Raw genomic sequence first — 24,048 nt, forward strand, 5'->3', positions numbered from 1 at the left:
GTCAATAATTTTGTAGTGATATTTACAGAAATGGTGTGCTATGACTTCTCGCGGAAGACCCCGCAGTTTTGACAGGCAAGCGGCTTTACAGGCGATGATGGAAGTCTTTTGGATTCGCGGTTATGAAGGCGCGCAACTCTCTGATTTAACTGCCGCAGCAGGTATTAACCCGCCCAGTTTTTACGCTGCATTTGGGTCCAAAGAAGCCGCATTTTGTGAGGCGGTGGATCATTACCTGGTGACAGTCGGAGAAGGGTCGCGGCTGGCGCTGGAGACGCCGCCAACGCTGCGGCAGGCGCTGCGTAATATGTTCCTGACCAGTATTGAGGCTGCGCTCGCCCATCAACCGGGGGGATGTATGCTGATCCTCGGGGTAGTGAATTGCCTGCCGGGAAATGAACAGGCAAGGCTGTACCTTAAGCAGGCACGGCACAAGATTGTTGAGGCGATTACCGCACGTATTGAACGTGGACGTCATGACGGCGACATTCCCGCTGATACCGATATAGGTCAAATGGCGGCGTTTTTTTATGGCATAACCCAGGCGATTTCCTTGCAGGCGCGTGATGGATCATCCAGAGAAGAGCTTATCGCCATGATTGATTTTGCCCTTCGTTCGCTGGATACAGTGGTGGTTACAGGTTAAAGCGGTCAGATAAAGAAGAGAGAATGCTCTGCGCAGCCATCAGGGCAATGGAATATTTCCTGTCGAAATTTTACCGCAAGAGTAAATAGAAAAAATGTTAATGTCTGATGGCGATTTTAGTCACATGTGAAGGTTAAATATGCAGAACGTGTCTGTGTATGGCGTGTTTTCAACTGTCGAAATTAATGTTTGTTTTATGTGATTTATATCACTCCATTGGTCTTTCTGGCCTTTAACTATTATCTCCTTATTAATGTAATTTACTTAAATTATTGATTTGTATTTTTTATTTTCGCGTATGAAAGAAAATATAATGATATGCAACCATCTAAGTTTACGCCCGGAATCATATAGTAAATACATATAAACGTCCTGTTTAGATCTTGTTATTTACTGTGAGTGATTACTCCTGTTGCATTTTTTCAATGTTTTTAATAATTGCTAATCATTAATTGCAGATGTATTCTCCTTGCTCCTTTTTCGTAATATAAATAACTATATAACGCAATGATATGAACAAGAGATTAATCGCGATACTACTCGCCGGTTTGCCTGGGATGGTCGGTGCAGCAGTAACGAATGAACCTGTTGCGACAAAAGATAAAAGCACGTCGGCAAAAGAACCCACCCATGATGAACAGATGGTGGTTAACGCAGTGCCCTCGGGGGACATTTATTCAGACAGTCAGGGTGGGGCAGGGTTTACCACGCCGGATGTCAACCTGGGTCCCATTGGCAATAAGTCATGGACTGAAACGCCCTATTCGACCACGACTGTCACTCACCAGATGATTGATAATCAGCAGGCGAAAAGCGTCAGCGAATTATTGAAATATTCACCCAGTACGCAGATGCAGGCACGCGGTGGCATGGACGTTGGACGGCCACAAAGCCGGGGGATGCAGGGTAGCGTGGTGGCAAACAGCCGTCTTGATGGTCTCAATATCGTTTCAACCACCGCATTTCCGGTAGAGATGTTAGAACGACTTGATGTACTGAACAGTTTGACGGGAGCACTTTATGGCCCCGCCAGCCCGGCGGGTCAGTTTAATTTTGTTGCCAAACGTCCCACTGAACAACCGCTGCATCGGGTCACTTTGGGTTATCAAAGCCGTAATGCTTACAGTGGTCACGTCGACCTGGGGGGGCATTTTGGCGATGACGATAAGTTTGGCTACCGGGTGAATCTTCTTAATGAAGAGGGTGAGGGTAACGTGAAGGACAGCACGTTACGCCGCAAACTGGTCGCAGTCGCGTTTGACTGGAATATCCGACCGGGGACGCAGTTGCAACTTGATGCCAGCCATTATGAATTTATACAAAAAGGTTATGTTGGTGGCTTCAGCTATGGTGAGAGCATAAATCTGCCGAAAGCACCTAATCCGAATAATAAAAACTATACGTTGCCGACGTCAGGTAATGACCTGACCACTGACACCATCAGCACCCACTTGATTCATTACCTGAACAGTAACTGGTCAGTGAATGCCGGGGTTGGCTTCCAGCAGGCTGACCGGGCAATGCGCACCGTATCTAACACGATTACCGATAATTCGGGGACACTCAGTCGCTCCCTTTCTGATTCTGCGGCTGCGGGGCGATTCAGAGTATTAAGCAATACGCTGACGCTGAACGGACACGTCGATACGGGCAGTATCGGTCATGATCTGGCCTTCTCCACGGGAGGATATGTATGGTCTATCTGGACCGCTAAAGGCAGTACCCAACGTTATAGTCTGGGAACGACTAACTATTATGATCCGTCGGCTATGCAGGAACCGGGTGATGGTAAAATTATCACTGATGGTGCGCGTTATAAATCGAGTGTGACCACGCAACAAAATATCACCGTAGGCGATACCGTCACCTTCAATCCACAGTGGTCAGCGATGTTCTATCTCAGCCAGAGTTGGCTGGAGACCAGCAACTACAGTAATGCGGGCCAGAAAACCGGGGTGGTTAGCCAGGATGGCTTAAGCCCGAATGTCGCGTTGATGTATTCGATCACCCCAGCCTTGATGGCATATATCAGCTATGCCGACTCGCTTGAACAGGGTGGCACGGCGGCAACAGGTGAAGGCATTAAAAATGAGGGGCAGACACTCGACCCTTACCGCAGCGAGCAATATGAAATTGGGCTGAAAGCGCAGGTTCAGGGGGTGAATCTGGGTGCCGCGCTGTTTCGCCTGAAACGTCCCTTTGCTTACGTTGACCCTTCTGACATGGTTTACAAAGAGCAGGGTGATCAACTCAATAAAGGACTCGAACTCACCGCCAGCGGAAATGTGTTTGACGGGCTGAATATCTATAGCGGCGTCACTTTCCTTGATCCGAAATTGAAAAACACCGTTTCGGCAGACACCAGTAATAAACGGGTGGTCGGCGTGCCGAAAGTTCAGGGAAATGTGCTGGTGGAATACAACCTGCCTTCCATGCCAGAACTGGTGTACAGCGCCAATGTGCATTATACCGGCAAGCGTGCAGGTAATGACCTGAATACCACATGGGCAGACAGTTATACCACCCTGGATCTCGGTACCCGCTACACCACGATGGTTGGAAATATCCCCACCACACTGCGTGTTGCGGTAAATAACGTGACGAATGAACACTACTGGGCGTCTATTTTCCCGGGTGATACCGACGGGAGTGGCAGCTCGGCAAGTGCCTTTGTCGGCAACGGCCGTGAAGTTCGCGCTTCAGTCACTTTCGATTTCTAATATTTGGAGCGGTGTCTCCCGCCAGGAGGCACCGGGATTTTATGGAAAACTTTATTCGTCGATTAACGACGGTTTTATTCGCCGCACTGTTAGCCTGGCCGTTGTATGGTAATGCTGCAAATGAGACGCACAGCGATATTCGGGTCGCGTCTCCCTGGCCTGCACAAAATACCATTATTGCCATGCTGGGTTATGGACCCAATATTGTTGGCACCTCAGAAATTGCCAAACGCATTCCTTTGTTTCGCCAGATCTATCCAGGCATCGAAAAAGTACCGGTCATTGGTGTGAACAGTGCGCATGAAATCAATCCTGAGCAGGTTATCGCACTCAATGCTCAGCTACTGATCATCCCCGCCAATATGCATTTGTCACAACCCGAACTGTTATCTCAGGCCGGTGTTAAGACGCTGGAGCTGAAAGCGAATTCTATGGATGCCTTGCGTGAGCGGGTATCACTGACGGCGCAGGCACTGGGGCCATCTGCACAGGTTATTAACGGTCGTTATCAGCACTATTTTGACCGCAATATCGCGCTGATAAAGCAACGACTGAAAGGGCTGCCGGAAAGTGAACAGGTAACACTTTATCACAGCATGGGAAGCCCACTAACGACCAGTGGTCGTCCTTCTCTCAACCAGGACTGGATGGATTTAGCTGGCGCGCGCAACGTGGCAGAACATTGGTTTGGCGTAAAACGAAACAACATGGGTGAAGTCCCGCTGGAGAAAGTCATCGCCAGTAATCCTGAGGCAATTGTTGCCATGAACAGACGCGATGCCGATGAAATCATGCATTCTCCCGCGTGGCAGGCTGTGTCTGCGGTAAAACAACACCGGGTGTATGTCAATCCGCAGGGGATGTTCTGGTGGTGCAGGGAAACCAGTGAAGAGGCAATACAGATCTTATGGCTGGCGAAAACCCTTTACCCGACGCGATTTGCTGATATCGATATGGCTAAGGAAACGCATGATTTTTATAGCCAATTCTTTGGTGTAGACCTGTCATCGCAGCAGGTTGAAGACATCCTTAATCCTGAGTCGTGAAATGAGTTGTATCTGTCAGGGTCGGATTTTCAGTACGGCTGAGCTCGACCCTGTGATGAAGGTGTTGCCAGATCATAACCATCCTCTGATTTTTGATATCATATAAGTTGATATCAAAAATCATAAATCATAATTTTCTTTATTTCTTAAGTGCTGCCACCATTGATTCATCGACACACTGACTGGATTAAGAAATGAAAAAAACACTACTGGCTGCCCTCCTGAGTTCTGCTTCACTTTTCGCCGTGGGAAGTCATGCCGCACAGCAACAGGTATCTCCACAGATGCAAACTGAGGGATATGGCCCTGTCATTGTATGGCCCAAAAAGTTTACCCCGGGCACCACAGATAACTATGTTTCTAATGAAGTGGTAGTTAAGGGACTCACTATCAATGATGTCTGGCCTTTGCTCACTCATGCATCTGAATGGCCGACCTACTACAAAAACGCAGCAAACATCATTTTTCATAAGAAAGGTGAAACAGAACTGCATATGGGAACCCGTTTTAAATTCACCACATTTGGTTTCCCGGTTGAGTCTGAGGTCACTGAGTTTCAGCCATCCGTTAATGGTGGGCCAGCACGCATCGCCTGGCATGGCTGGGTGGAAGGTGATGCCCAGCATCATCTCGATGTCCATCATGCCTGGTTACTGGAGAATCTTCCGGGTGGCCGTCTGCGCATTCTGACGGAAGAAAGCCAGATTGGTGTTCCTGCTCAACAACTGCACAACACATTACCTAATCCTATGCTTAATGCTCACCAACTTTGGCTGACGGGTCTGGTCAAGGCTGCAGAACAAGCAAAACAGTAATTATCTGGCCTGAAAAAAACAGGAACTGACAATGGCAAATATCACCGTTATCGGGTTGGGCGCGATGGGAAGCCGTATGGCGTCTAATCTGCTGAAAGCCGGGCATGTGTTGACTGTCTGGAACCGCACGCCGGCGGCTGTTAAGGAACTGGCTTCTGCCGGGGCTATCATCGGCAAAACGCCGCGTGAAGCGGTAGCCAGTGCTGATGTGGTTTTATCAATGGTGCGCGATGATGATGCCTCACATGAGGTCTGGCTTGATGCCGAGCACGGTGCGCTTGCCGGTATGCAACCGCATTCAATTGCTATAGAGAGCAGTACTCTTACGCCGGGCTGGATTAAGTCGCTTGCCGCAGAAATGGCTACGCACAGCAGGCACTTCGTTGAAGCACCGGTGTCAGGTTCACGGCCTCAGGCTGAAGCAGGAACCCTGCTCTGGTTTGCTGGCGGAGAACAGGATGTGATCAAAAAAATCCAGCCTGTGCTGCTGCAGATGGGGTCTGTGGTTTACCACACCGGTGCGCACGGTTCAGCGGCACTGACCAAGCTGGCCACCAATGCCCTGATGGGCGTTCAGGTCACCGCGATTGCTGAGATCATTGGCATCCTTAATCAGGAGGGAGCTGATGTGGCCCGCGTACTGAATGCGGTTTCCGGCACGTCATGCTGGAGTCCGCTGGCTGGCGGTATTTCCGGGTTAATGATGAGCGAAAATTATACCCCGCAGTTCCCCTCAGAACTGATTGAAAAAGACTTCGGATACATTTTGCAATCCACTGCCTCTGGTCAGGATGCCCCGACACTTAATGGTGCGCGCGCGGTATTCCAGCGAGCGATCGATGCCGGACAGGGCGCGGACAATATGTCAGGTGTGGTAAGGCTATTTCGCTGAAAACAGCATCTGATTACCTGTAATGCGGGACACATTTATGAAAGCGATAACGCGAAATATCCTGGTGGGATGACTTATCTCACTGACTGGTGTCTTTACTTACCGTTGAATGGTAATAACAGAGGAATACGTAAATGAAAATGAACGCGATTAACTGGCCGGATAGTTTCACTCCAGGTTTCACGGATAACTTCTGCTCAAATGAAGTCATTGTAGCCGGATTAACTGCAGAAGAAATCTGGCCATTGCTGGCAACGCCATCATTGTGGCCAACGTATTATAAAAATTCTGCTAATGCTCGTTTTTACGATAATAAAGGACCGGTGCTGGAGCAGGACGTGCGCTTTTACTTCGAAACCTTCGGATTCCCGGTTGAGTCCCTGGTGACTGAATATGTTGCGCCATCTGAAAATGAACCGGGCCGCGTCTCCTGGCATGGATGGGCAGGGGAAGAAGGTGCGGTTGACCGCCTTGATGTGCTTCATGCATGGCTGGTGGAAAATTTGCCCGAAAATCGTGTGCGTATTTTGACTCAGGAAAGCCAGAAAGGGAATCCAGCCAAAGATTTGGCAAATGCACACCCTAATCCGATGATCAATGGTCATCAGGATTGGCTCGATGGTCTGGTTGCTGCTGTCAAAGCTAAAAAGGCATAACTGTTTATTCTGGTGCGGGGTGACTCCCGCACCTGTTAAATAAGGGATAAAATGAAAAGCAAATTGTACCTGGATTCTCAGGATGTTAAGGCAATTCTTCTTCATGCAGAGGAAGAAGCTTCGCGCAATAATTTCGCGGTCACTATCGCGGTGGTGGATGATGGTGGAACCCTGTTGGGTCTTCACCGTATGGATGGTGCTCCACCGATATCAGCGCATGCGGCACCGGCCAAAGCACAGACAGCCGCACTGGGTCGAAGGGAATCAAAAGTTTATGAAGACCTGATTAACGCCGGGCGTACGTCTATCCTGTCATTGCCCGTTCTGCAGGGAATGATGCAGGGTGGAATCCCGGTCATGATTGACGGTGAGTGTGTGGGGGCAGTGGGTGTTTCAGGTGTTCAGTCTCATCAGGATGCACAAATCGCTGAATACGGTATTCATGCACTATCTCATGGTTAAGCATTAAAAGTGTCTTTATTGTCTGTATTCTGTTCAGGCGATTGGTCGAAATTGGGACATCCAGCGTTTTCGTTACGGCGTGCGCCACCGCCTTGACATCGGTTTTTATCCTGTCGCTATCATGACCTTTGAAAGATGAACCACGGGTATGTTTCACCTCTCACGCTTTCAATAACCATATTTCTCGCACTTCTTCGTAACCAGCGATGTTCAATAACGTAATCAATGGATTGAATGTGGGATAAGCGTTGTTTGAAAAATGTTGAAACTAACTGGGTTTGACTTACCCGGGCACGGGCTATTTACCCTTCCTATACTTCTGTCACCCTGAACTCCCCATGTTTTCCCTACAGAAGGAAGGAATTCGATGATTACGCTTCATCACGCCATCAAAATTTCTGCCAAACGGCATGAGGTTTATTCGTCACTTACTGACATATCAAAAATGGCAGCATGGCATACCGGTAAGGTCGAAGGAGAAATCCTGCCCGGTAAGGTGCTGACGCTTCGTCCTAAACCGGAAACGCGTTTCAGTTGGCGAACTGAAAAACTCGAAACGGATGCATTGATTGTTCAGACTTCACTGGAAGAGACCGATAGCCATGCAGGGAAGACCCTTTGTTTTACGCTCTCTGATCTGGACGATGGTCGCACGCTGGTCAGGTTGACCCACGGCGATTGGTCTGAGAACGATCCCCACCTGCCATTTTGTAATACCTACTGGGGAGAAGTGCTGATGCATTTGAAAACGTTCGCTGAAGACGCCTGAGGAGTGACCCAATGCCACAGAAAAAGCCAACGAGTTATCACGTTGTTAAGCCCGGTGATCCGCACCCGCAGGGCTGGCGGGTTCCGCCAGTCAACGATCTCCGATCCGCGATTGAACTGCTAAAAACCCTTCCGGGGCAATATATTGAGACGGATCGCGAGGTCGATCCCATTGCTGAACTGGCAGGTGTCTATCGTTATGTCGGTGCTGGCGGTACAGTTATGCGGCCCACGCGTATCGGTCCGGCAATGACTTTTAACACCATCAAAGGTTTTCCTGGCTCGCGTGTGCTGGTGGGATTAATGGCCAGCCGTGAGCGCGTCAGTGCACTTTTGGGGGCACCCGTTCGCGAGTTGGGCATTCAAATGGCGGAAGCGCGTAAGAATGTCACACCCCCCATCGTTGTTGAGCGAGAGAACGCCCCCTGTCAGGAAGTGGTGTATCGCGCCGAAGATGAGGGATTTGACTTGCGGCAGATACTGCCTGCACCCACCAATACGCTTGAAGACGCTGGCCCCTATTTTTGTCTGGGTCTGGTGCTGGGTAGTGACCCAGACGATCGTGACAACGTTGATGTGACGATCCATCGCCTGTGCGTTCAAAGTAAAGACGAGCTTTCCATTTTCTTTGCGCCAGGTCGTCATATTGATGCATTCAGGCAGAAGGCCGAAGCGGCAGGCAAACCGCTGGCGATATCTATTAATATGGGACTGGATCCGGCGATTTATATCGGTGCTGAGTTCGAAGCTCCGACAACGCCGTATGGGTTCAACGAATTGTGTGTTGCCGGTGGATTACGCGGACGGCCTGTTGAGCTGGTGGAATGCCTGACCGTGAAGCAACGTGCCATCGCCCGAGCCGAAATAGTGATCGAAGGTGAGATCATGCCGGGAGTGCGTGTGGCTGAAGATCAAAACAGCCGAACGGGCAAGGCTATGCCGGAATTTCCCGGTTATACCGGTGACGCAAACCCGTCATTACCGGTCATAAAGGTGAAGGCGATTACTACGCGGAGAAACCCGATACTGCAAACGTTGGTGGGGCCGGGGGAGGAGCATGTGAGTCTGGCAGGCATTCCAACAGAGGCGAGTATTCACATCGAATGTGAGGATGCGTTACCCGGGCTGGTTAAAAATGTGTATGCCCACAGCGCTGGCGGCGGTAAATTCCTGGCTGTAATCCAGGTGCAAAAGAAGAATGCCGGTGACGATGGTATGACCCGACAAGCAGCGCTCATCGCGTTAGCGGTTTACCGGGAACTCAAAAACGTGATTCTGGTGGATGAGGATGTGGATCTGTTTGATACCGATGATGTGATGTGGGCGTTACAGACGCGGTACGTAGGCGATCTTGACACGTTGTTTGTACCCGGGGTGGCAGGGCATGTCCTTGATCCCACGCAGCAGCCATTTTACGATCCGCGCATTACGGCGAAGGGGACAACCACCAAAACTATTTTTGATTGCACCGTGCCGTTTCATCTGAAAGAGCATTTTAAACGTGCGCAGTTTAAAGAGGTGGATCCGACCCTTTGGCTACCGTCTTTCATGAATGGTAAATGACAATTCTTACCTGAACCACTGCGCCATATCGGCGCAGTTTTCCTGTAGCTGCACCCGTCACAGACGCCTTCTGTTCAGTTCCCCTTCCTGCTCTTAAGTAAGAAAATGACCAGATAAACCCCTCCCGCCAGTGATGCAATTGCGCCTGTTGCAATTTCTCTGGGGAAAATCGCCCAGCGACCTATCCAGTCTGCGAACAACATCAGTAGCGCACCATAAGATGCAGACGTCAGAAGAAAGGGCAATGGCTTATCCGTTCCCTTAACTCTTGCCATATTGGGTGCGACGAGGCCAATAAATGACAGTGGCCCGACGATCATTGTCGCCATCGCCGTGGCTGAGGCACTTAACAACAGCAGAGATAAACGAGTAAAGCGAATGTTTATTCCCAGTCCATGAGCGACCTGAGTGCCTAAGGACAATATCAGTAACCAGCGTTGAATAAGCGGTAATGTAACGAGCAGCAGTATCGCTGCCAGGAGGACAATTTCAGCCTGATGTGGTCTGACGTTGTAAGTTGATCCGATTAGCAGGCTGAATAACTGCATGACTCTGGGATCACCACTTGCGAATGCGATTGTTGTTACGGCTTGCAAGATCAGTGTCAATGAAACACCCGACAGCACCAGAATTTCGAAGGCATACTGGGATCGGCGACCCGCAAACAACAGAAGTAATAATACCACACCACAACCAATGGCACTGCCGATGACTATCGCATTTGTAGTGGTGTACGAGAGAAAAATAGTCGCCGTTATCCCCAGCGCGCCACCGGCTGTAATGCCCAGTAAATCCGGGCTTGCCATAGGATTTCCAGACAACTTCTGAATTATTCCACCTGCTATCGCCAGCAAAACACCGACCGCAATAGCGGCTGCGATGTGTGTTATTCGCAGTGAGGCCAGTGACGTAGAATGCCAGGGAAATTCAAATGCCCACCCATCTAAGCCTTTACCAAGCAAGAGGAACACCAGGCTAAACATCAGCAGGATGAGCAGATTAGCGCGTAGTGGTGCGTAGGGTGATTTCTCCTGTTGTGGTGGTTCCGCAATGGTGGCAATAACATGATTTTTCAGAGCGGTTATGGAAGGCTTCATCTGAGATAAATAACCGAGCATTACCGGCGCGCCAAGTAAAGTCGTCACCGCCCCGACGGGAATCATCACTCCCCATAGCACAGAAAGGCGGCGTGCTACCTCATCAGCCAGCCACAGAAGCAGCATACCCAATATTGAGCTCCAGAACAGACGGTCACGTAAACGACGTGCTCCTGCAAGTCGTGCCAGATGTGGTGCTCCCAGCCCGACAAAACCGATAACGCCTACAGAACTGACGATCAGCGCGGTGATAAGCAAAACTGATCCCATTGTCCCTGCAAGAAGCCAGGGCAACGAAATACCCAGATTTTTTGCCTGAGCGTCGCCGGTTGTATAGATGCTCAGCGGCCGGGACATGGCCAGGCAAAGACCAGCACAAGGTAACAGTCGAAGGAGGAGTAGTGTTGTGGTTTGCCAGTCATACTGTGCAAGGGACCCTCCTCCCCACAAGGCCATAAAACTTAACTGACGAAAATATAAAATCGCGAGAATAACGCCGACAGCACCGCAACAAAGATTCAGTATCATTCCTGCGAGAATCATGGATATTCCCGAACTACCCCGACGTGTGGTGATAAAGAAAATAAAGCACAGACTCAGCGCGCCACCCATAAGGGCAATCAGTTCTCTTCCTGCGATAAAAAGTGCCGGTAGAAAGACAGTGACGAGAGACAAAACCAGATAGGATCCTGAAGCTATGCCCAGGGTCATGGGTTCTGCTAACGGATTACGCAATATTTGCTGGCTTACCACGCCGGAAAAGGCAAGCCCTGCTCCGCAGATACAGGTAATCGCCAGGCGAGGCAGGTCGTTATAAAGAAAAATGAGCGCACTGATGTGACCGTAAGATGGTGCAAAAAGGGCGGTGTACCATAATGACATCGGCAGGTAGAGAGACACTCTCTGCCAGAAAAGAAACGCTGCCAGCATGAATACAACCATTATCATTGAAATGGCGAGAGTGCGTTTCATCAACGTACCTGCTGGTGTTGTTGATTTACCGAAGAGGCAATCGCATCGGCCAGCTCATCAGCGAATGACATTGCAGAAAGAACACCACCATTAGCCGGTATGAGTGGAATATAATAATGGTGGTTTTGTTGCTGAAAAGGCAGCGCCTGCCATACCGGGTTTTTCTGTAACATCTGTTTAACCGTTACAGGCAACGGGGAAAAAGCGATTAATAAGGCTTCGGGCTCGGCGTAGAGCGCGTCATATCCGGTTGTGATGAAACCAGAAGCAGAGGTGGGTAAATGACAAGCATTTATCACACCAAGTCGGGAAAGCATTTCACCATACAAGCTAGAGGCACCTGCCAGACGAATAAATGCCTCGTCGATAAACTGTACGATGAACACTTTTCGCTGGCTTGCACCTGGAAGCCTATTTAAACGCTTGCGTGCCATTTCGAACAGATTCCGCGCCCTGAGAAGCCGTGCTTGTGCTGTCGCCACTCGGTCGAAAAATCGGCCCAGGGTGGTTAATGCTGCACAGGACTCTTCAAACGAGTTGTGCCCATAAGAATTTGCTTCTCCCACGGTGAGAATGGGTGCGATATGTTGTAGTAAGGGTGCGATCATCGCATGTGCTGGCGTGATTATGATCAGTTCCGGCGCTAATAATGACAGAAGCTCCAGGTTGGGTTGATAAATCAATCCCACGTCTTTCACTGAATCGGGCAACTTGACTGCCTGAAAAACCTGTCTGAATCCATCAGGGTTAGCGATCGCAACCGGAACGATCCCCAACAGCAACAATGATTCTGTCAGCATCCAGTCAAGCACGATGATTCCCTTCCTTGAAATTGCTTTATCTGCGGCTGCACTTCCCTGTGCAATGCTCAACAGTAGTCCTGATAAGGCCGACATCCGCAGAAAATGACGTCGGCTGGCTGATAAGCCTGTGGAACTCACCATTGATATTTAATACCCGCGATGAACATTCTACCTGCTCCCCAATAGCAATATGACTGTCCGATACAACTGGCAATATAGTGCCGGTCAAACAAATTGCTGGCGTTTAACGTTGCCGTCCACCCTGTCATTGATGAATTGAGCTGACCAAGGTCATAACGCAGTGCTGTGTCCACTAAGGTTGCTGATGATGTTTTAAATGTGTTGTTAGTATCGCCGTAAGAGCCACCGATATAGCGTACGCCCGCACCGAACTGCCAGCCTGCAAGCGCGCCGGTATATTGTGTGTAATCAGCCCAGAGCGAGGCCGCATTATGCGGGATCCCGACAGGGGCCTTGCCTTCTGCTGTGTTACTTTTGGTATTCGTGATGTCGGTATAGGTATAACTACCAATGAGCTGCAAGTGATCGGTCAGGCTGGCATGTGCCTCGGCTTCCACCCCTCGGGATCTCACTTCACCGGTTAATACACTAAACCCTGAATGTTCCGGATCGCTGGTCTGGACGTCAGTTTTATTAATCTGGAACAGAGAAAGCGTTACGAAGCTGTTGCTTTGTTTTGGCTGGAATTTAATGCCTGCTTCATATTGTTCACCTTTTGAAGGGGTAAATGCTTTGCCTTCATAATCTGTTCCCACCTGTGGCTGGAAGGATTGTGAGTAACTGATGTAAGGGGCGATACCATTAGCAAACTGATAAACGGCACCAGTACGCCAGGTGAACGCTCGGGCAGACTGATATTGGGTTTCCTGCGTTTTAAATGAACGCGTGCTGTTGTTAGTCCAGTCCTCCCTCATCCCTAATAAAAATGACCAGTTACCTACATCAATCTGGTCCTGTCCGTAGGCACCAAGCTGCTCAAGTGTGGCTTCTGTAGAGGTGGCGTAGAGGAAATTGGGTGTGGGAATCGCCTGTCCATATTGTGGATTACTGATACTTAACGAAGGCGCGGCTGCGCTGTAAAACCAGTGGCTGAACCTGATGTGTTGATAATCCACCCCGAACGTTGCCTGGTGTGATAACGCGCCAGTAGTGAACTTAGCCAGTGCCTGATTATCCAGCGTATGTGCGTCAACATCACCATAGTTAAGATAGGCGGTGCGGTTCAGGGTTTTCTCATCAGCATTAAACCCGTCATTGCCGACATACTGTAATTTCTGGCTGTTACGCAGGAAGCGATAGCTTTGTTTTACTGACCAGACATCATTAAACCGGTGAGTCAGTTCTTCACCAATAGCCCCCTGAGTCTTGCGGAAGCTATCGAAGCTGGGATCGCCGGGATTAAAACTACGTGACACCTTTATTTGTCCACCGATGGGGACAGAATTATAATATCCCGCATCCGGGTCGGTCTGATAATTCCCATACAGCGTGAAATGCGTATCGTCGTTTATTTGCCACGCAAGACTTGGTGCGATAGAAAAGCGCCTTTCCTTAACAAAATCGGTTTGTGTATTGGTATTAAAACCATCAGCCACGATGCGGTACAGCACACTATTTTCATTATTGAGTGCCCCCCCTATATCAAAAAATCCCTGAGCACGGCCGTAACTTCCTGTTTGAACACCTGCCTCATTCAGTTGATTTTTTTCTGGCAGTTTGCTGACCATATTGACCACACCACCCGGTGATCCCTGTCCGTAAAGCACGGATGCGGGTCCATGCAGAACCTCAATACGCTCAAACATATAAGGATCAAAGCTGGTGACGTTATATCCGAAGCCGCCAGAGGGGCCGGGGGTATACAGGCCGTTCCAAAGCTCGTCGACCAAAAATCCCCGGGAATAGAGATACTCGAGAGAATCGGTATTCGCGCCGCGTTGCTCCGACGCGATACCGGAGGTGTAGCGCAGCGCCTGCGCAACACTCTGGACATTTTGTATCGACATCTGATCGCGTGTAACGACGGAAATTGACTGCGGTGTTTTAATCAGCGGGGTATCGGTTTTGGTACCGGCAGTGCTTTGGTGGGCCACATAACCGTAAACCGGGCCAATGCCTGTTTCTTTATAATCCTGAGCGTCCACTTCCATCTGACCTGTGGTCGTTACAGTGTCACCGGACTGTTGAGGAACGACGTGATCCTGAGCCTGTGCGACAATCGGAAGTAGTAAGAAAATTAAAAGTGGATACTTCTTTGATGCAGGTGAAACGGTACAGGTAACCCCATAAATTAATGAAGATTTCATTTCAACAATTCCGATTGTAACGAATATTTTGCCGAGTTTCGTAGTGCAAACAAGAATGAAAATCATTTTTATTTTCATGTTGAATCATATCAGATGGGCTGCTAGGGTGTATTGCCAATAAGTTTTGTAAAACAGACATGTTTTGGCGGATATTTCCGCCTGGAGGCAGAAATATTGTGAAAGAGACATGGCATTACATTTCGGAGGGGCAATATCAACAACAATCTCGCGCGGTCATCGCTAATAGCTATGAATACCGAAACGGGGACCGGCAAGCATGGCATTCTCACGAGCAATTACAGTTTATTTTCACCACTCGGGGCGTGCTGAGAGTGATCACCACGCATGGCTCATGGACGCTGGGACCTCATTGTGGCTTATTATTGCTACCTCGCACAGGCCATGAACTTTATGCCTCTGGCGAAACCCTCATGCACAGTGTGTATATTGAACCCGATGTCTGGTGCCATAACAGGACAGAATGTTGTGTCTTGATGGTGACTCCGCTGCTGCGCGAGCTGATACTTGAAATGGTTAAAGAACGCAGACAGAAAAAGTATCACCTCTCAGAAATGATAGTTCCACTGTTGTTGAGAGGATTACTTGAGGCTCAAGAGCTTCAACAAGGTTGTCTGCCACTACCAGAAGATCGGCGTCTGCAAAAAATCTGTAAGGCCCTGATGCTTTCACCTTCAAACAACGAGTCTTTGGAGTTGTGGGGAAACCGTATCGGCACCAGCGACAGAACTTTGAGTAGGTTGTTTATCAAAGAAACCGGCTATACCTTTGGCCAATGGCGCCAGCAGTTACGGTTGGTGGAATCGATGACCCGACTTGCCAAAGGGATGTCAGTTGCGATGATTGCTGATGAGCTTGGCTATCGTAGCTCCAGTTCTTTTATCACCATGTTTAAGAAGGCAATGGGTGATACACCACAAGGCTATTTCAAAAAATAATAATTAATGTCGCACTGTGAGCGTTTTAATCAGCTCATGGGATAACTGTCAGGTGATTGCAATCAATTGATAATGGTAATTTTTTCATCTTTATAAACCCCAGTATGATGACCGTCTGAGTTTCGTTTCGGGAACTAAGCACCTGACCTCATTGCCAGCCGGATACTGGCAAAAGAGGGTTTTCATGCAATCTACCGTAAATGCTCATTTACTCATTTGAGTAAACTCAGTAGCTAGTTATCAGAACACATCAGGCGATGGCAAAAACCATCGCCTGATATTTACCCTATTTTCGTTGTCGTCTGCGTACGAAAAACAGAAGAATCGCCAGGACAATAACACCACCAGCGACCATACCGCCTTTCGCCACGGCTAATAGCGGCGAAGGTTTACCGCCTGCTCTTAACTCTTTCACGCGCTCGGGTGTGGTCTGAACACGGGCATCGCCAAAATTATCGAACAGATAGTTAACCAACGTGGCAACCTGTTGGTCGTTCATATGCCGGGAGAAAGCTGGCATCGCTTGTCCGTGGTCGGGTACCAGACCATCCAGCACTGCCATGACAGCGTTATCCGCCACCGGGCGTCGAAGTGCCGCGTTGCCAGCCAGGGCAGGGAGTCCGTTACGTCCTTCTCCCGACAGCTGATGGCAACTGGCGCAGTGGCTGTTATACAGATTTGCGCCTTCGGACGCATTGCCCGATAACAGGTCCAGCTCATTCACCTGCTTTGCCGGGGTTATCTGCGTTTTCGTTGCCGTTGGATTGATTTGCTGTGCGGGTACATCGCGCAAATATGCGGTAATGGCTTTGATATCGGTGGGCGTCAGGTGACTGAAGCTTTTGTTGATGGCTTCCAGCATCGGGCCACCTGCCTGCGATCCTTCCCCTGAATTACCGGTAGTGAGATAAGCAGACAATGCCTGATCTGACCAACTGCCGATACCTGCATGGACATCCGAGGTAATGTTGGGTGCAAACCAGGTACCGAGAGAAGCACCGGCCAGCGCCTTACCCGACTCTTCAGCCATTAGGGCGTTGCGTGGTGTATGGCAAGTGGAGCAGTGGGCTAACCCCTCAACCAGATATGCGCCCCGATTCCATTCAGCCGATTTGCTGTTATCCGGCGTAAACGGTTTATCGTCTGCAAACAACAAATTCCATCCTGCCATCGACAGGCGAATATTGAAGGGGAAGGGCAGATCGGTTTGCGGCCCTTTGTCATCGACGGGTTGGACACCCTGCATGAAATACGCGTACAGCGCCTTCATATCCTCATCAGTAACTTTCGAGTACGAGGTGTAAGGCATGGCTGGATAGAGGTTTGCGCCATCTTTGCGTACCCCATGACGTACCGCTTTTTCAAAATCAGTCAGGCTGTAAGCACCGATACCTGCTGTTTTCGACGGAGTGATGTTGGTGCTGTAGATACTACCGAGCGGCGTCTGGAGTGATAATCCACCGGCAAAGGGTTTGCCACCCGGCGCAGTATGACAGGCACCACAATCTCCTGCGGTGGCCAGATACTGCCCTTTGGCGATAAGTGTAGCGGATGCCGACTCATCAGCCTGGGCTGCTGCACTCAAGGAGAGAGCCAGCGCCACGCCTGTCAGACTTAAAGAAAGCGTCTTTTTCATTTACGGCTCTCCTTAAATTTTGCCAAGAATGGCGTCGGCAGTACGTAATCCGAGCGCGCAAGCGGTGAGGGTTGAGTTTGCGGTAGCAACGGTTGGCATGACACCCGTCGATACCATGTAGAGATTGTCGTATTCCCAGGCTTTGCCATGATGGTCAGTGACTGAGGTCTTTTCATCAAAACCCATCGCCAGCGTGCCGGTAATGTGTTGGTTATTGCTATACACGCCCGGCGTGGAGTAACGCACATTGGTGGCACCCAGCATTTTGGCAATATCGGCATACACCGCTAAGGAGTGCTGCATCCCTTTTTCAACGTAACTGTCGAATGAATAAGAGAATGCCGGGGTGGGTAAACCCAATGCATCCTTTTTCGTGGAACTCAGCATGGTACGGTTGTTAGGATCGGGCAATTGTTCTAACACGTTCTTAAAACTCAGTTCATGGGAGGCGCGAAACCGGATAGCGTCATCCAGTGCCTGACCGGTAAGACCTTCTTTAATTGCACCCGCAGTGACGCCGGCGACCCGCGATGAGTTGGAAATATCAATACGAAACGCGGCGGATTCAGAACGGAAAGCACCATCACGCAGCTGCTGGATAGAAGAGGGACTCATGGGGCCGCGTCCGGGCCAGAGGGGTTCATCAGCGAAAAAGGTGACGGAGTTTGATGGATGGTCCATCAAATTACGTCCCAGTTGGTCATAGTTATTGCACAGACCATGAGGGTTTTTCGCATCGGCAGACATGAACAATATTTTGGGTGTTTCAACCGCATTTGCCGCCAGCACGACGATCTCCGCTTCTACCCGGTGAGATTGTTTGTTCCAGTCGTAATAGTGAACGGCCGAGATCTTGCCTTTCCCGTCCTGCTCCAGTTTGTAAACCACTGCCTGTGGCAGCAGTTTGACACCCGCTTTTTCAGCGGCATCTGCAGCAATGCCACCGTGATATTGCGCATCAATCGGACAGATTGGCATGCAGTTATTGTTACCACAGCATTGAGGACGACCATCATAAGGCAGTGAGTTACGCCCGGTGGTATTCGTCAGCACTTCATATTTCGGTGCCAGGCGGTCGGTAATTCGCTGCTCAAGCCACGATTTGGTGACGGGAGGCATCGGAAATGGCTGTTTTCTGGGTGAATATTTCGCCATTTCTGGCGGGCCTGATACGCCCCAGAGGAGTTCGGCCTCGTAATAATACGGTTCGAGATCGTCATAACTGATCGGCCAGTCGCGTCCAACGCCATACTGAGTTTTCAGGCGAAAATCAGCCGGCACCAATCGCCATGCCTGGGCTGCCCAGTGCCAGCTGGTCCCACCGACAACGCGCAGATATTCGGGTTTATAGTCCTTTGGACCTGTTTGGTCGAGATAACCGTTATCTTCAGGTTTGTAATCCGGAAACGGGGCGATTTTTGAATTTGGGTAGGGAGCGATGAAATCGTCCTTACGGGCAGAATGACGGAAATTGCTGACAATAGTGTCTCGTTCAATACGCGGGCCAGCCTCCAGCATCAGAACCTGGCGTCCCGCCAGCGCCAGCTTACGGGCGGTTAATGCGCCCACGACCCCGGAACCGATAACGACAATATCAGTAGTAATAGTTTCAGACATATTAGTTACTTAATCTCAATGGATAGATTGAACCCAGGGGTTAGAGCGGCTTTGCAGCCCAACTGCCATAAGCGCCGTAAGCGTAGGTCGGTGGTCTGAGCTTGTCGGCCACAACCTGATTCGCGAGCGCTTCGATATAAGCCACGCAAATGGCGTTGTCTCCTTTGCCGACGACCCCGAGATACCAACCAGTCAAAATGTCGGTAGGGAGGTGGGCTAAATCGGCTACTGAGGGATCGGCTGCCAGCTTGCTGCTCATTTCATTGGCGCTCACTGCGTGTTGGTCAATCCACTGCTGAAGTCTGGACGTTTTACTGCTGAAACTGCTGTCAATTCTGGAGAATGCGGCAAGAAGGACCCTGGTAAAGTTTTCCGGTAATTGTGATTTACCGGTTAGCAGGGTGGATAATTTTGCGAAACTACTGTCTTCGGGGGCACTGGCATAGGAAGGGAATGCAGGAATAACCGTCAGTGCAGCCAGTGCACCCATTCCCTGCAACAAACGCCTGCGCGAAACACGACTTGATTGCTCAACCATAAATAAATGACCTGCCATGTGTGATTCTATTGTTATGACTGAATGCTGCCAGCCACAGGTGTGGTGACATAAATTCAATCTCTCAATAATTATAGGGATATAAAAACTTAACCTGTATCACAAAACTGACAGTAAAATTTCACAAATTACATTTAATGTGATCTTTTCTTAAGGAGGTGTAACATTTTGTGTGTTGTGCGGCTTATGTTGTCAGTACATCTATGTATTACGCTTCTTCACCTCCCTTCTGCCAGATTTATCAAGAGCGGTGAGCCTGCAAGCCAGTTGTGTCAGAATTACCTCTACGTTGCCAGTTCCTGATTCCGCAGTGAGTTTTTCACCGAGCGGGATACAACGGCGTTCGAACATTTCAGTATGAATTGAGTGGGGGTTTCATGAGTACAGGCAGTCTTTTCCTGCTACAGCCGCTTTCAGGCGACATCATTGAATTTAATCCTGAAACCGGGGAACGCGCTTCTGTTGTTTCCGACTTAGGATCCCATCCCGATGGCATTGCCATAGATGTTATAAATAAGCGGATTTATTGGACAAATATGGGGGAGCACAAAGAGCCTGATACGTTGGAATTTTTCCAGGCCGATGGCAGCGTTGAAACCGCGAACCTGGACGGTTCTGGCCGTAAGCGCCTGGTTGAAAATGGGGTGTTTGTTACGGGTAAGCAGCTTCTCCACGACAGCGACAATGGTCATCTTTACTGGTGCGATCGAGAAGGAATGCGCGTTCTTCGCTCAAATGATGATGGCTCAAATCTGACGGTACTTATTCAGACGGGGCTGTTTCCCAAAGATTCCAGAGACTATACGCGGCATTGTGTTGGGATCGCGATTGATCTGAAAAATGATTTTATCTACTGGACCCAGAAAGGACCGTCAAAAGGTGGGAAGGGGCGCATTATGCGTGCATCACTCGCTCTTCCTGAAGGAAAAACGGCATCAACACGGCAGGATATTAAGTCTGTAATGGAAAACTTACCGGAACCGATAGATCTGGAGTTCGATTTCCACAATAACCTGATGTACTGGACAGACAGGGGAGACAAGCTGCAAGGGGGAAACACGCTAAACTGTGCTTCGGTGCAAAACGGCGAGTTTACCGATCATCGTATCCTTGCTACGGGTTTGGACGAAGGTATCGGATTAGCCATAGATCATCCTCGTGGAGTGATTTGGATTACTGACCTGGGCGGTAATTTATGGCAGTACAAACTGAACTCAGATGAGCCACTCCAGCGTATCGCCAGCTTCGAACCACTGACAGGTATCGCTCTCGGTTGAATGGCGTCGCTTGTGGCACGCCCCCCGGCAAGAGCATTAAATAACGCCAATGGCGATCAACTACAACAAGGTTGATCGCCGGACGATCATCAAGGCATACGCAGTTAGTGAGATTTTTTCATAAACAACGCGGTGCCTGCGGAGAGCAGGCAGCCAGCCAGAAGGTAAATTGCCACGCTATGCCATTGGCCACCTGACAGGGTGACTAAAGAGGCCGCAATAAACGGCGTAAAACCACCGCCAACTACGCTGGCGACCTGATAACCCACCCCTGCGCCGCTGTAGCGATAACCTGCGCCAAACATTTCAGTAAACATGGGTTGTTGGACACAGACGACCATATCATGCGCAATATTCGCCAGCATAATTGAGAAGAATATTATCCAGACGAGAGATTTTGCCTCCAGTGCCATAAAGAAAGGAAAGGCACTCAACATACCGATCACCGCACCGATGATGTAAATGCGATGACGACCGAAGCGATCCGCTAAATGGGCAAAGCAGGGAATGGTAAGGCAGCTAAGGCCACCGACCAGCAGACCGATATTAAGGAACAGTTCGCGTGGCAAGCCAAGATTCTGTGTGGAATAACTCAGTGCGAACGCGGTAACGATATACATTGTCAGTAATTCACACAGACGCAGTGCGATAATCTTTAAAAACGCACCCGGATGACGCAGCAGCGCCTCCATGACAGGTATGCGTGATTTCTTTGATACTTCTGCTTTTTGCTGGCGCTCAAATTCAGCGGATTCTTCCATGCCTTTTCGTATCCACAGCGCGGCAAGAACAAGGATCGTGCTGCATAAGAAAGGGATGCGCCAACCCCAGCTCAGAAATTGCTGGTCCGATGTTAAATGACTGATGAGTGAAACCAGTCCGGTGGAGAGTAGAAGTCCCACGCCATAGCCGACCTGAACACCGCTGCTGTAAAAGGCTTTTTTCCGCTCAGGCGCACTTTCTACTGACAGCAACGCTGCACCTCCCCATTCTCCACCAACGGCAAAGCCCTGTATGGCCCGCAATGTGACCAGCAACACCGGTGCATACCAGCCAATGCTGGAAAAGGTTGGCAACAGGCCGATAAGGGCGGTGGAAATACCCATCATCCAGACCGTCATCATCAACATGCGTTTACGGCCCAGACGGTCTCCAAAATGGCCGAAGATTATCCCGCCCAACGGCCGGAACAGAAAGCCGACACCAAAGGTGGCGAATGCAGCGAGCGTTCCCATCGCTGGGCTAATCTGTGGAAAGAATTCATGGTTAAAGACCAGGGCGGCAGTGATGCCGTAAAGCAAGAAGTCATACCAGTCAACCACCGCACCGGCAAAGCTACCCCAGGCAGCACGCCGGGCACGATTCAGAGACGGAGTTTTGTTCATGGCTGATGGTGAAATAAGTGGAGAATCCATAGTTGTCCTGTTTGCACTATTTTTAGTTGTTAGAACGAGCAGCAAGTCATTCTTATCAAAGCGGGCATCATTCAGAGTCGGCCAAGAGACTACTCTGTCATCAGCCAGGATGAAACCCTTATCCGGGGATACTTGCGCGAAGTTGTCTGTGCCATAAGGCTAAGCTGAGAGGCTGTACAAGTTATCCAAATCGGTCACGCAAGTCTTAATTGATAAAAATACATATTTATCAATAATATATAAAAGTACGCAAAATGATAGTTATGTTAAATTATCTGTCCATCTATCACGGCCAGTCTGCGTCATCATTCCCTACCCGTAACTTCTGAATTATGAGGATTATCACTGATGACTATGCATAACCCCCCACACGCGGGTGAAATTATTTCCGATATTATGGAGGATCTTGATATCGGCATCAGAGAGCTAGCCCGTGCTCTGGCCGTTGCGCCCTCCACAGCTTCACGTATGGTTTCTGGATTGACTGCTATCACACCAGAAATGGCTATCAAGCTGCCAGCTGTAATCGGCAGTACTCCCGCGATGTGGTTACGTATTCAAGCTGCCAACTGTGCCGATTAAGAGGCTCCAAAGCCACTGTTTCTTAATGACATTCCCGAACTGGGCAGGCTACCTGTTCTGCCCAGATTTCAGGAGTGTTACGTCAAAATATGTTAGCAGTCAGAGCATTCTCTTTTAAAAATTCACGATTAATCGTGAAGCCCAACCCAGGCTCTTGCGGTAACGCTAACCAACCCTGTTCATGTTCAAGCGGATTCTCGACCAGCGTGGTGCGGAACGGATGTGATGATGTGTCGTATTCGAAAAGCGGTTGGCTGGCATAGAGCGCATAGTGGGTGACCGGGGTTGACGCGATCAGATGCAAAGAAGCGTATTGGCCCACCGCAGTGCCCCAGACATGAGGGTTGACCTGAACGCCGCCTGCCGTGGCTAACACGTTAATATGACGTAATGCAGTCACCCCACCCGCCAGGCAGATATCCGGTTGGGCAATATCAATGGCCTGAGATGCAATAAGATCACGGAAGCCAAACAATGAAAACTCCGCTTCACCACCCGCGATGGGAATATCCAGCGCATCCCTCACCCGGCGGTAAGCAACATAATCTTCAGGAATAACCGGCTCTTCCATCCACAGCAAATCGTAATCGGCCAGGGCGCGTCCAAGGCGAATGGCATCATTGGCACCATAGCCGTGGTTAACATCGATCATAAATTTGCTGCGTTCGCCAACGGCTTCCCTGATAGCAGACATCACTTTTACGTCATCATCAACACCAAAGCCTAACTTCACCTTCATCAGGGAAAAACCGGCTTCACTGTGGCGTATTGCCTCACTGGCCATAGCATCCGCCTGGCCGCGTCCTTCCGTACGGAAAAAACCTGTCGCATAACATTGCACGCGCTCACGAAACGCGCCGCCAAGCAGTTGCCAAAGCGGCAACCCTGCCGCTTTACCGCAGATGTCCCACAACGCAATATCAACTGCGCTGATGGCCCCCAGCACCACCCCCTTACGGCCGTAATCTCGCGTTTTGACATACATGTCATGCCACAAGACTTCTGTATTGCGTGGATCTTTACCGATGATCAATGGCTTCAGGGCGCTGTTGATGGCGGCGGCAGCGATTTCAGGAGGCTGCAAGCCAACACTGAACGTCTCACCCCACCCCTCAATGCCTTCGTCGGTGGCGATGCGCACCAGCACGGTGGACCGTCCCTGCACCCAGCCTTGTGAGTAGGCAAATGGCCGATCCAGTTTGCTCTTTAGGATATAGGTTTCCACTTCAGTAATTTTCATCT

General features: G+C 49.8%; 20 protein-coding genes. 12 read left to right on the forward strand and 8 right to left on the reverse strand.

What is annotated here, in order from left to right:
• Positions 1 to 94 precede the first annotated feature (94 nt).
• From AC6I8N_RS24955 to AC6I8N_RS24995, 9 genes are all read left to right on the forward strand, one after another.
• Complete coding sequence (locus tag AC6I8N_RS24955) at positions 95 to 646, forward strand: TetR/AcrR family transcriptional regulator (protein WP_497831505.1); 552 nt, start codon at positions 95 to 97, stop codon at positions 644 to 646.
• A gap of 641 nt (positions 647 to 1,287) precedes the next feature.
• A complete protein-coding gene (locus tag AC6I8N_RS24960; RefSeq protein ID WP_497831539.1) occupies positions 1,288 to 3,366 on the forward strand; it encodes a TonB-dependent receptor in 2,079 nt (692 codons plus the stop codon).
• A 41-nt stretch (positions 3,367 to 3,407) separates the two neighbouring features.
• A complete protein-coding gene (locus AC6I8N_RS24965; protein ID WP_497831506.1) occupies positions 3,408 to 4,412 on the forward strand; it encodes an ABC transporter substrate-binding protein in 1,005 nt (334 codons plus the stop codon).
• Between the two features lie 284 nt (positions 4,413 to 4,696).
• Positions 4,697 to 5,227 (forward strand): SRPBCC family protein, encoded by a 531-nt coding sequence (locus AC6I8N_RS24970; RefSeq protein WP_497831540.1) that lies wholly within the window; start codon positions 4,697 to 4,699, stop codon positions 5,225 to 5,227.
• 31 nt (positions 5,228 to 5,258) lie between these two features.
• Positions 5,259 to 6,119, forward strand: coding sequence for an NAD(P)-dependent oxidoreductase (locus AC6I8N_RS24975; protein WP_497831507.1), 861 nt, complete (start codon positions 5,259 to 5,261; stop codon positions 6,117 to 6,119).
• A 140-nt stretch (positions 6,120 to 6,259) separates the two neighbouring features.
• Positions 6,260 to 6,775: an SRPBCC family protein gene (locus tag AC6I8N_RS24980; protein WP_497831541.1), complete on the forward strand. Its 516-nt coding sequence runs from the start codon at positions 6,260 to 6,262 to the stop codon at positions 6,773 to 6,775.
• A gap of 51 nt (positions 6,776 to 6,826) precedes the next feature.
• Entirely contained in the window at positions 6,827 to 7,237 is a 411-nt protein-coding gene (locus AC6I8N_RS24985) for a heme-binding protein (RefSeq protein ID WP_497831508.1), read from the forward strand.
• Positions 7,238 to 7,604: 367 nt separating this feature from the next.
• Positions 7,605 to 8,006: an SRPBCC family protein gene (locus AC6I8N_RS24990; RefSeq protein WP_497831509.1), complete on the forward strand. Its 402-nt coding sequence runs from the start codon at positions 7,605 to 7,607 to the stop codon at positions 8,004 to 8,006.
• 11 nt (positions 8,007 to 8,017) lie between these two features.
• A complete protein-coding gene (locus AC6I8N_RS24995) occupies positions 8,018 to 9,568 on the forward strand; it encodes a UbiD family decarboxylase (RefSeq protein ID WP_497831510.1) in 1,551 nt (516 codons plus the stop codon).
• A 74-nt stretch (positions 9,569 to 9,642) separates the two neighbouring features.
• Here AC6I8N_RS24995 and fhuB read toward each other — a convergent pair whose 3' ends face one another.
• The 3 genes from fhuB to AC6I8N_RS25010 form a co-directional block, all read right to left on the reverse strand.
• Entirely contained in the window at positions 9,643 to 11,637 is a 1,995-nt protein-coding gene (gene fhuB, locus AC6I8N_RS25000; RefSeq protein ID WP_497831511.1) for a Fe(3+)-hydroxamate ABC transporter permease FhuB, read from the reverse strand.
• Complete coding sequence (locus tag AC6I8N_RS25005; protein ID WP_497831512.1) at positions 11,637 to 12,509, reverse strand: ABC transporter substrate-binding protein; 873 nt, start codon at positions 12,507 to 12,509, stop codon at positions 11,637 to 11,639. Before AC6I8N_RS25005 ends, fhuB begins: the two co-directional genes overlap by 1 nt.
• Before the next feature lie 65 nt (positions 12,510 to 12,574).
• Positions 12,575 to 14,845 (reverse strand): TonB-dependent siderophore receptor, encoded by a 2,271-nt coding sequence (locus AC6I8N_RS25010; protein ID WP_497831513.1) that lies wholly within the window; start codon positions 14,843 to 14,845, stop codon positions 12,575 to 12,577.
• Positions 14,846 to 14,943: 98 nt separating this feature from the next.
• Here AC6I8N_RS25010 and AC6I8N_RS25015 point away from each other — a divergent pair, with 98 nt between their 5' ends.
• A complete protein-coding gene (locus AC6I8N_RS25015) occupies positions 14,944 to 15,723 on the forward strand; it encodes an AraC family transcriptional regulator (RefSeq protein ID WP_497831514.1) in 780 nt (259 codons plus the stop codon).
• A gap of 286 nt (positions 15,724 to 16,009) precedes the next feature.
• Here AC6I8N_RS25015 and AC6I8N_RS25020 read toward each other — a convergent pair whose 3' ends face one another.
• The 3 genes from AC6I8N_RS25020 to AC6I8N_RS25030 are packed head-to-tail and all read right to left on the reverse strand — an operon-like array spanning position 16,010 to position 19,532.
• Positions 16,010 to 17,359 (reverse strand): c-type cytochrome, encoded by a 1,350-nt coding sequence (locus tag AC6I8N_RS25020; RefSeq protein ID WP_497831515.1) that lies wholly within the window; start codon positions 17,357 to 17,359, stop codon positions 16,010 to 16,012.
• A 12-nt stretch (positions 17,360 to 17,371) separates the two neighbouring features.
• Positions 17,372 to 18,976, reverse strand: a complete 1,605-nt coding sequence (locus tag AC6I8N_RS25025; RefSeq protein ID WP_497831516.1) for a GMC family oxidoreductase — start codon at positions 18,974 to 18,976, stop codon at positions 17,372 to 17,374.
• A 40-nt stretch (positions 18,977 to 19,016) separates the two neighbouring features.
• On the reverse strand, positions 19,017 to 19,532 hold the full coding sequence (locus AC6I8N_RS25030; protein ID WP_497831517.1) for a sugar dehydrogenase complex small subunit: 516 nt from the start codon (positions 19,530 to 19,532) through the stop codon (positions 19,017 to 19,019).
• A 377-nt stretch (positions 19,533 to 19,909) separates the two neighbouring features.
• Here AC6I8N_RS25030 and AC6I8N_RS25035 point away from each other — a divergent pair, with 377 nt between their 5' ends.
• On the forward strand, positions 19,910 to 20,809 hold the full coding sequence (locus tag AC6I8N_RS25035) for a hypothetical protein (RefSeq protein WP_497831518.1): 900 nt from the start codon (positions 19,910 to 19,912) through the stop codon (positions 20,807 to 20,809).
• Between the two features lie 104 nt (positions 20,810 to 20,913).
• Here AC6I8N_RS25035 and shiA read toward each other — a convergent pair whose 3' ends face one another.
• Positions 20,914 to 22,224, reverse strand: a complete 1,311-nt coding sequence (shiA, locus tag AC6I8N_RS25040) for a shikimate transporter (protein ID WP_497831519.1) — start codon at positions 22,222 to 22,224, stop codon at positions 20,914 to 20,916.
• Positions 22,225 to 22,572: 348 nt separating this feature from the next.
• On the opposite strand from shiA, the gene AC6I8N_RS25045 reads away from it, so the two are divergent.
• Positions 22,573 to 22,806, forward strand: a complete 234-nt coding sequence (locus tag AC6I8N_RS25045) for a HigA family addiction module antitoxin (protein WP_497831520.1) — start codon at positions 22,573 to 22,575, stop codon at positions 22,804 to 22,806.
• 82 nt (positions 22,807 to 22,888) lie between these two features.
• Here the strand turns inward: AC6I8N_RS25045 and AC6I8N_RS25050 are convergent, their stop codons facing one another.
• Entirely contained in the window at positions 22,889 to 24,046 is a 1,158-nt protein-coding gene (locus AC6I8N_RS25050) for a mandelate racemase/muconate lactonizing enzyme family protein (RefSeq protein ID WP_497831521.1), read from the reverse strand.
• Between the last annotated feature and the right edge of the window lie 2 nt (positions 24,047 to 24,048).

The sequence above is a fragment of the Pantoea sp. X-Soil-TKNS-1279 genome (assembly GCF_059730565.1).

Bases quoted from the DNA above. Each gene is read 5' to 3' on its own strand.
- AC6I8N_RS24955 (WP_497831505.1), top strand. From the start codon at position 95: ATGATGGAAGTCTTTTGGATTCGCGGTTATGAAGGCGCGCAACTCTCT.
- AC6I8N_RS24960 (WP_497831539.1), top strand. From the start codon at position 1,288: ATGGTGGTTAACGCAGTGCCCTCGGGGGACATTTATTCAGACAGTCAG.
- AC6I8N_RS24965 (WP_497831506.1), top strand. From the start codon at position 3,408: ATGGAAAACTTTATTCGTCGATTAACGACGGTTTTATTCGCCGCACTG.
- AC6I8N_RS24970 (WP_497831540.1), top strand. From the start codon at position 4,697: ATGCAAACTGAGGGATATGGCCCTGTCATTGTATGGCCCAAAAAGTTT.
- AC6I8N_RS24975 (WP_497831507.1), top strand. From the start codon at position 5,259: ATGGCAAATATCACCGTTATCGGGTTGGGCGCGATGGGAAGCCGTATG.
- AC6I8N_RS24980 (WP_497831541.1), top strand. From the start codon at position 6,260: ATGAACGCGATTAACTGGCCGGATAGTTTCACTCCAGGTTTCACGGAT.
- AC6I8N_RS24985 (WP_497831508.1), top strand. From the start codon at position 6,827: ATGAAAAGCAAATTGTACCTGGATTCTCAGGATGTTAAGGCAATTCTT.
- AC6I8N_RS24990 (WP_497831509.1), top strand. From the start codon at position 7,605: ATGATTACGCTTCATCACGCCATCAAAATTTCTGCCAAACGGCATGAG.
- AC6I8N_RS24995 (WP_497831510.1), top strand. From the start codon at position 8,018: ATGCCACAGAAAAAGCCAACGAGTTATCACGTTGTTAAGCCCGGTGAT.
- fhuB (WP_497831511.1), bottom strand. From the start codon at position 11,637: ATGAAACGCACTCTCGCCATTTCAATGATAATGGTTGTATTCATGCTG.
- AC6I8N_RS25010 (WP_497831513.1), bottom strand. From the start codon at position 14,845: ATGAAAATAAAAATGATTTTCATTCTTGTTTGCACTACGAAACTCGGC.
- AC6I8N_RS25020 (WP_497831515.1), bottom strand. From the start codon at position 17,359: ATGAAAAAGACGCTTTCTTTAAGTCTGACAGGCGTGGCGCTGGCTCTC.
- AC6I8N_RS25025 (WP_497831516.1), bottom strand. From the start codon at position 18,976: ATGTCTGAAACTATTACTACTGATATTGTCGTTATCGGTTCCGGGGTC.
- AC6I8N_RS25030 (WP_497831517.1), bottom strand. From the start codon at position 19,532: ATGGCAGGTCATTTATTTATGGTTGAGCAATCAAGTCGTGTTTCGCGC.
- AC6I8N_RS25035 (WP_497831518.1), top strand. From the start codon at position 19,910: ATGAGTACAGGCAGTCTTTTCCTGCTACAGCCGCTTTCAGGCGACATC.
- shiA (WP_497831519.1), bottom strand. From the start codon at position 22,224: ATGGATTCTCCACTTATTTCACCATCAGCCATGAACAAAACTCCGTCT.
- AC6I8N_RS25045 (WP_497831520.1), top strand. From the start codon at position 22,573: ATGACTATGCATAACCCCCCACACGCGGGTGAAATTATTTCCGATATT.
- AC6I8N_RS25050 (WP_497831521.1), bottom strand. From the start codon at position 24,046: ATGAAAATTACTGAAGTGGAAACCTATATCCTAAAGAGCAAACTGGAT.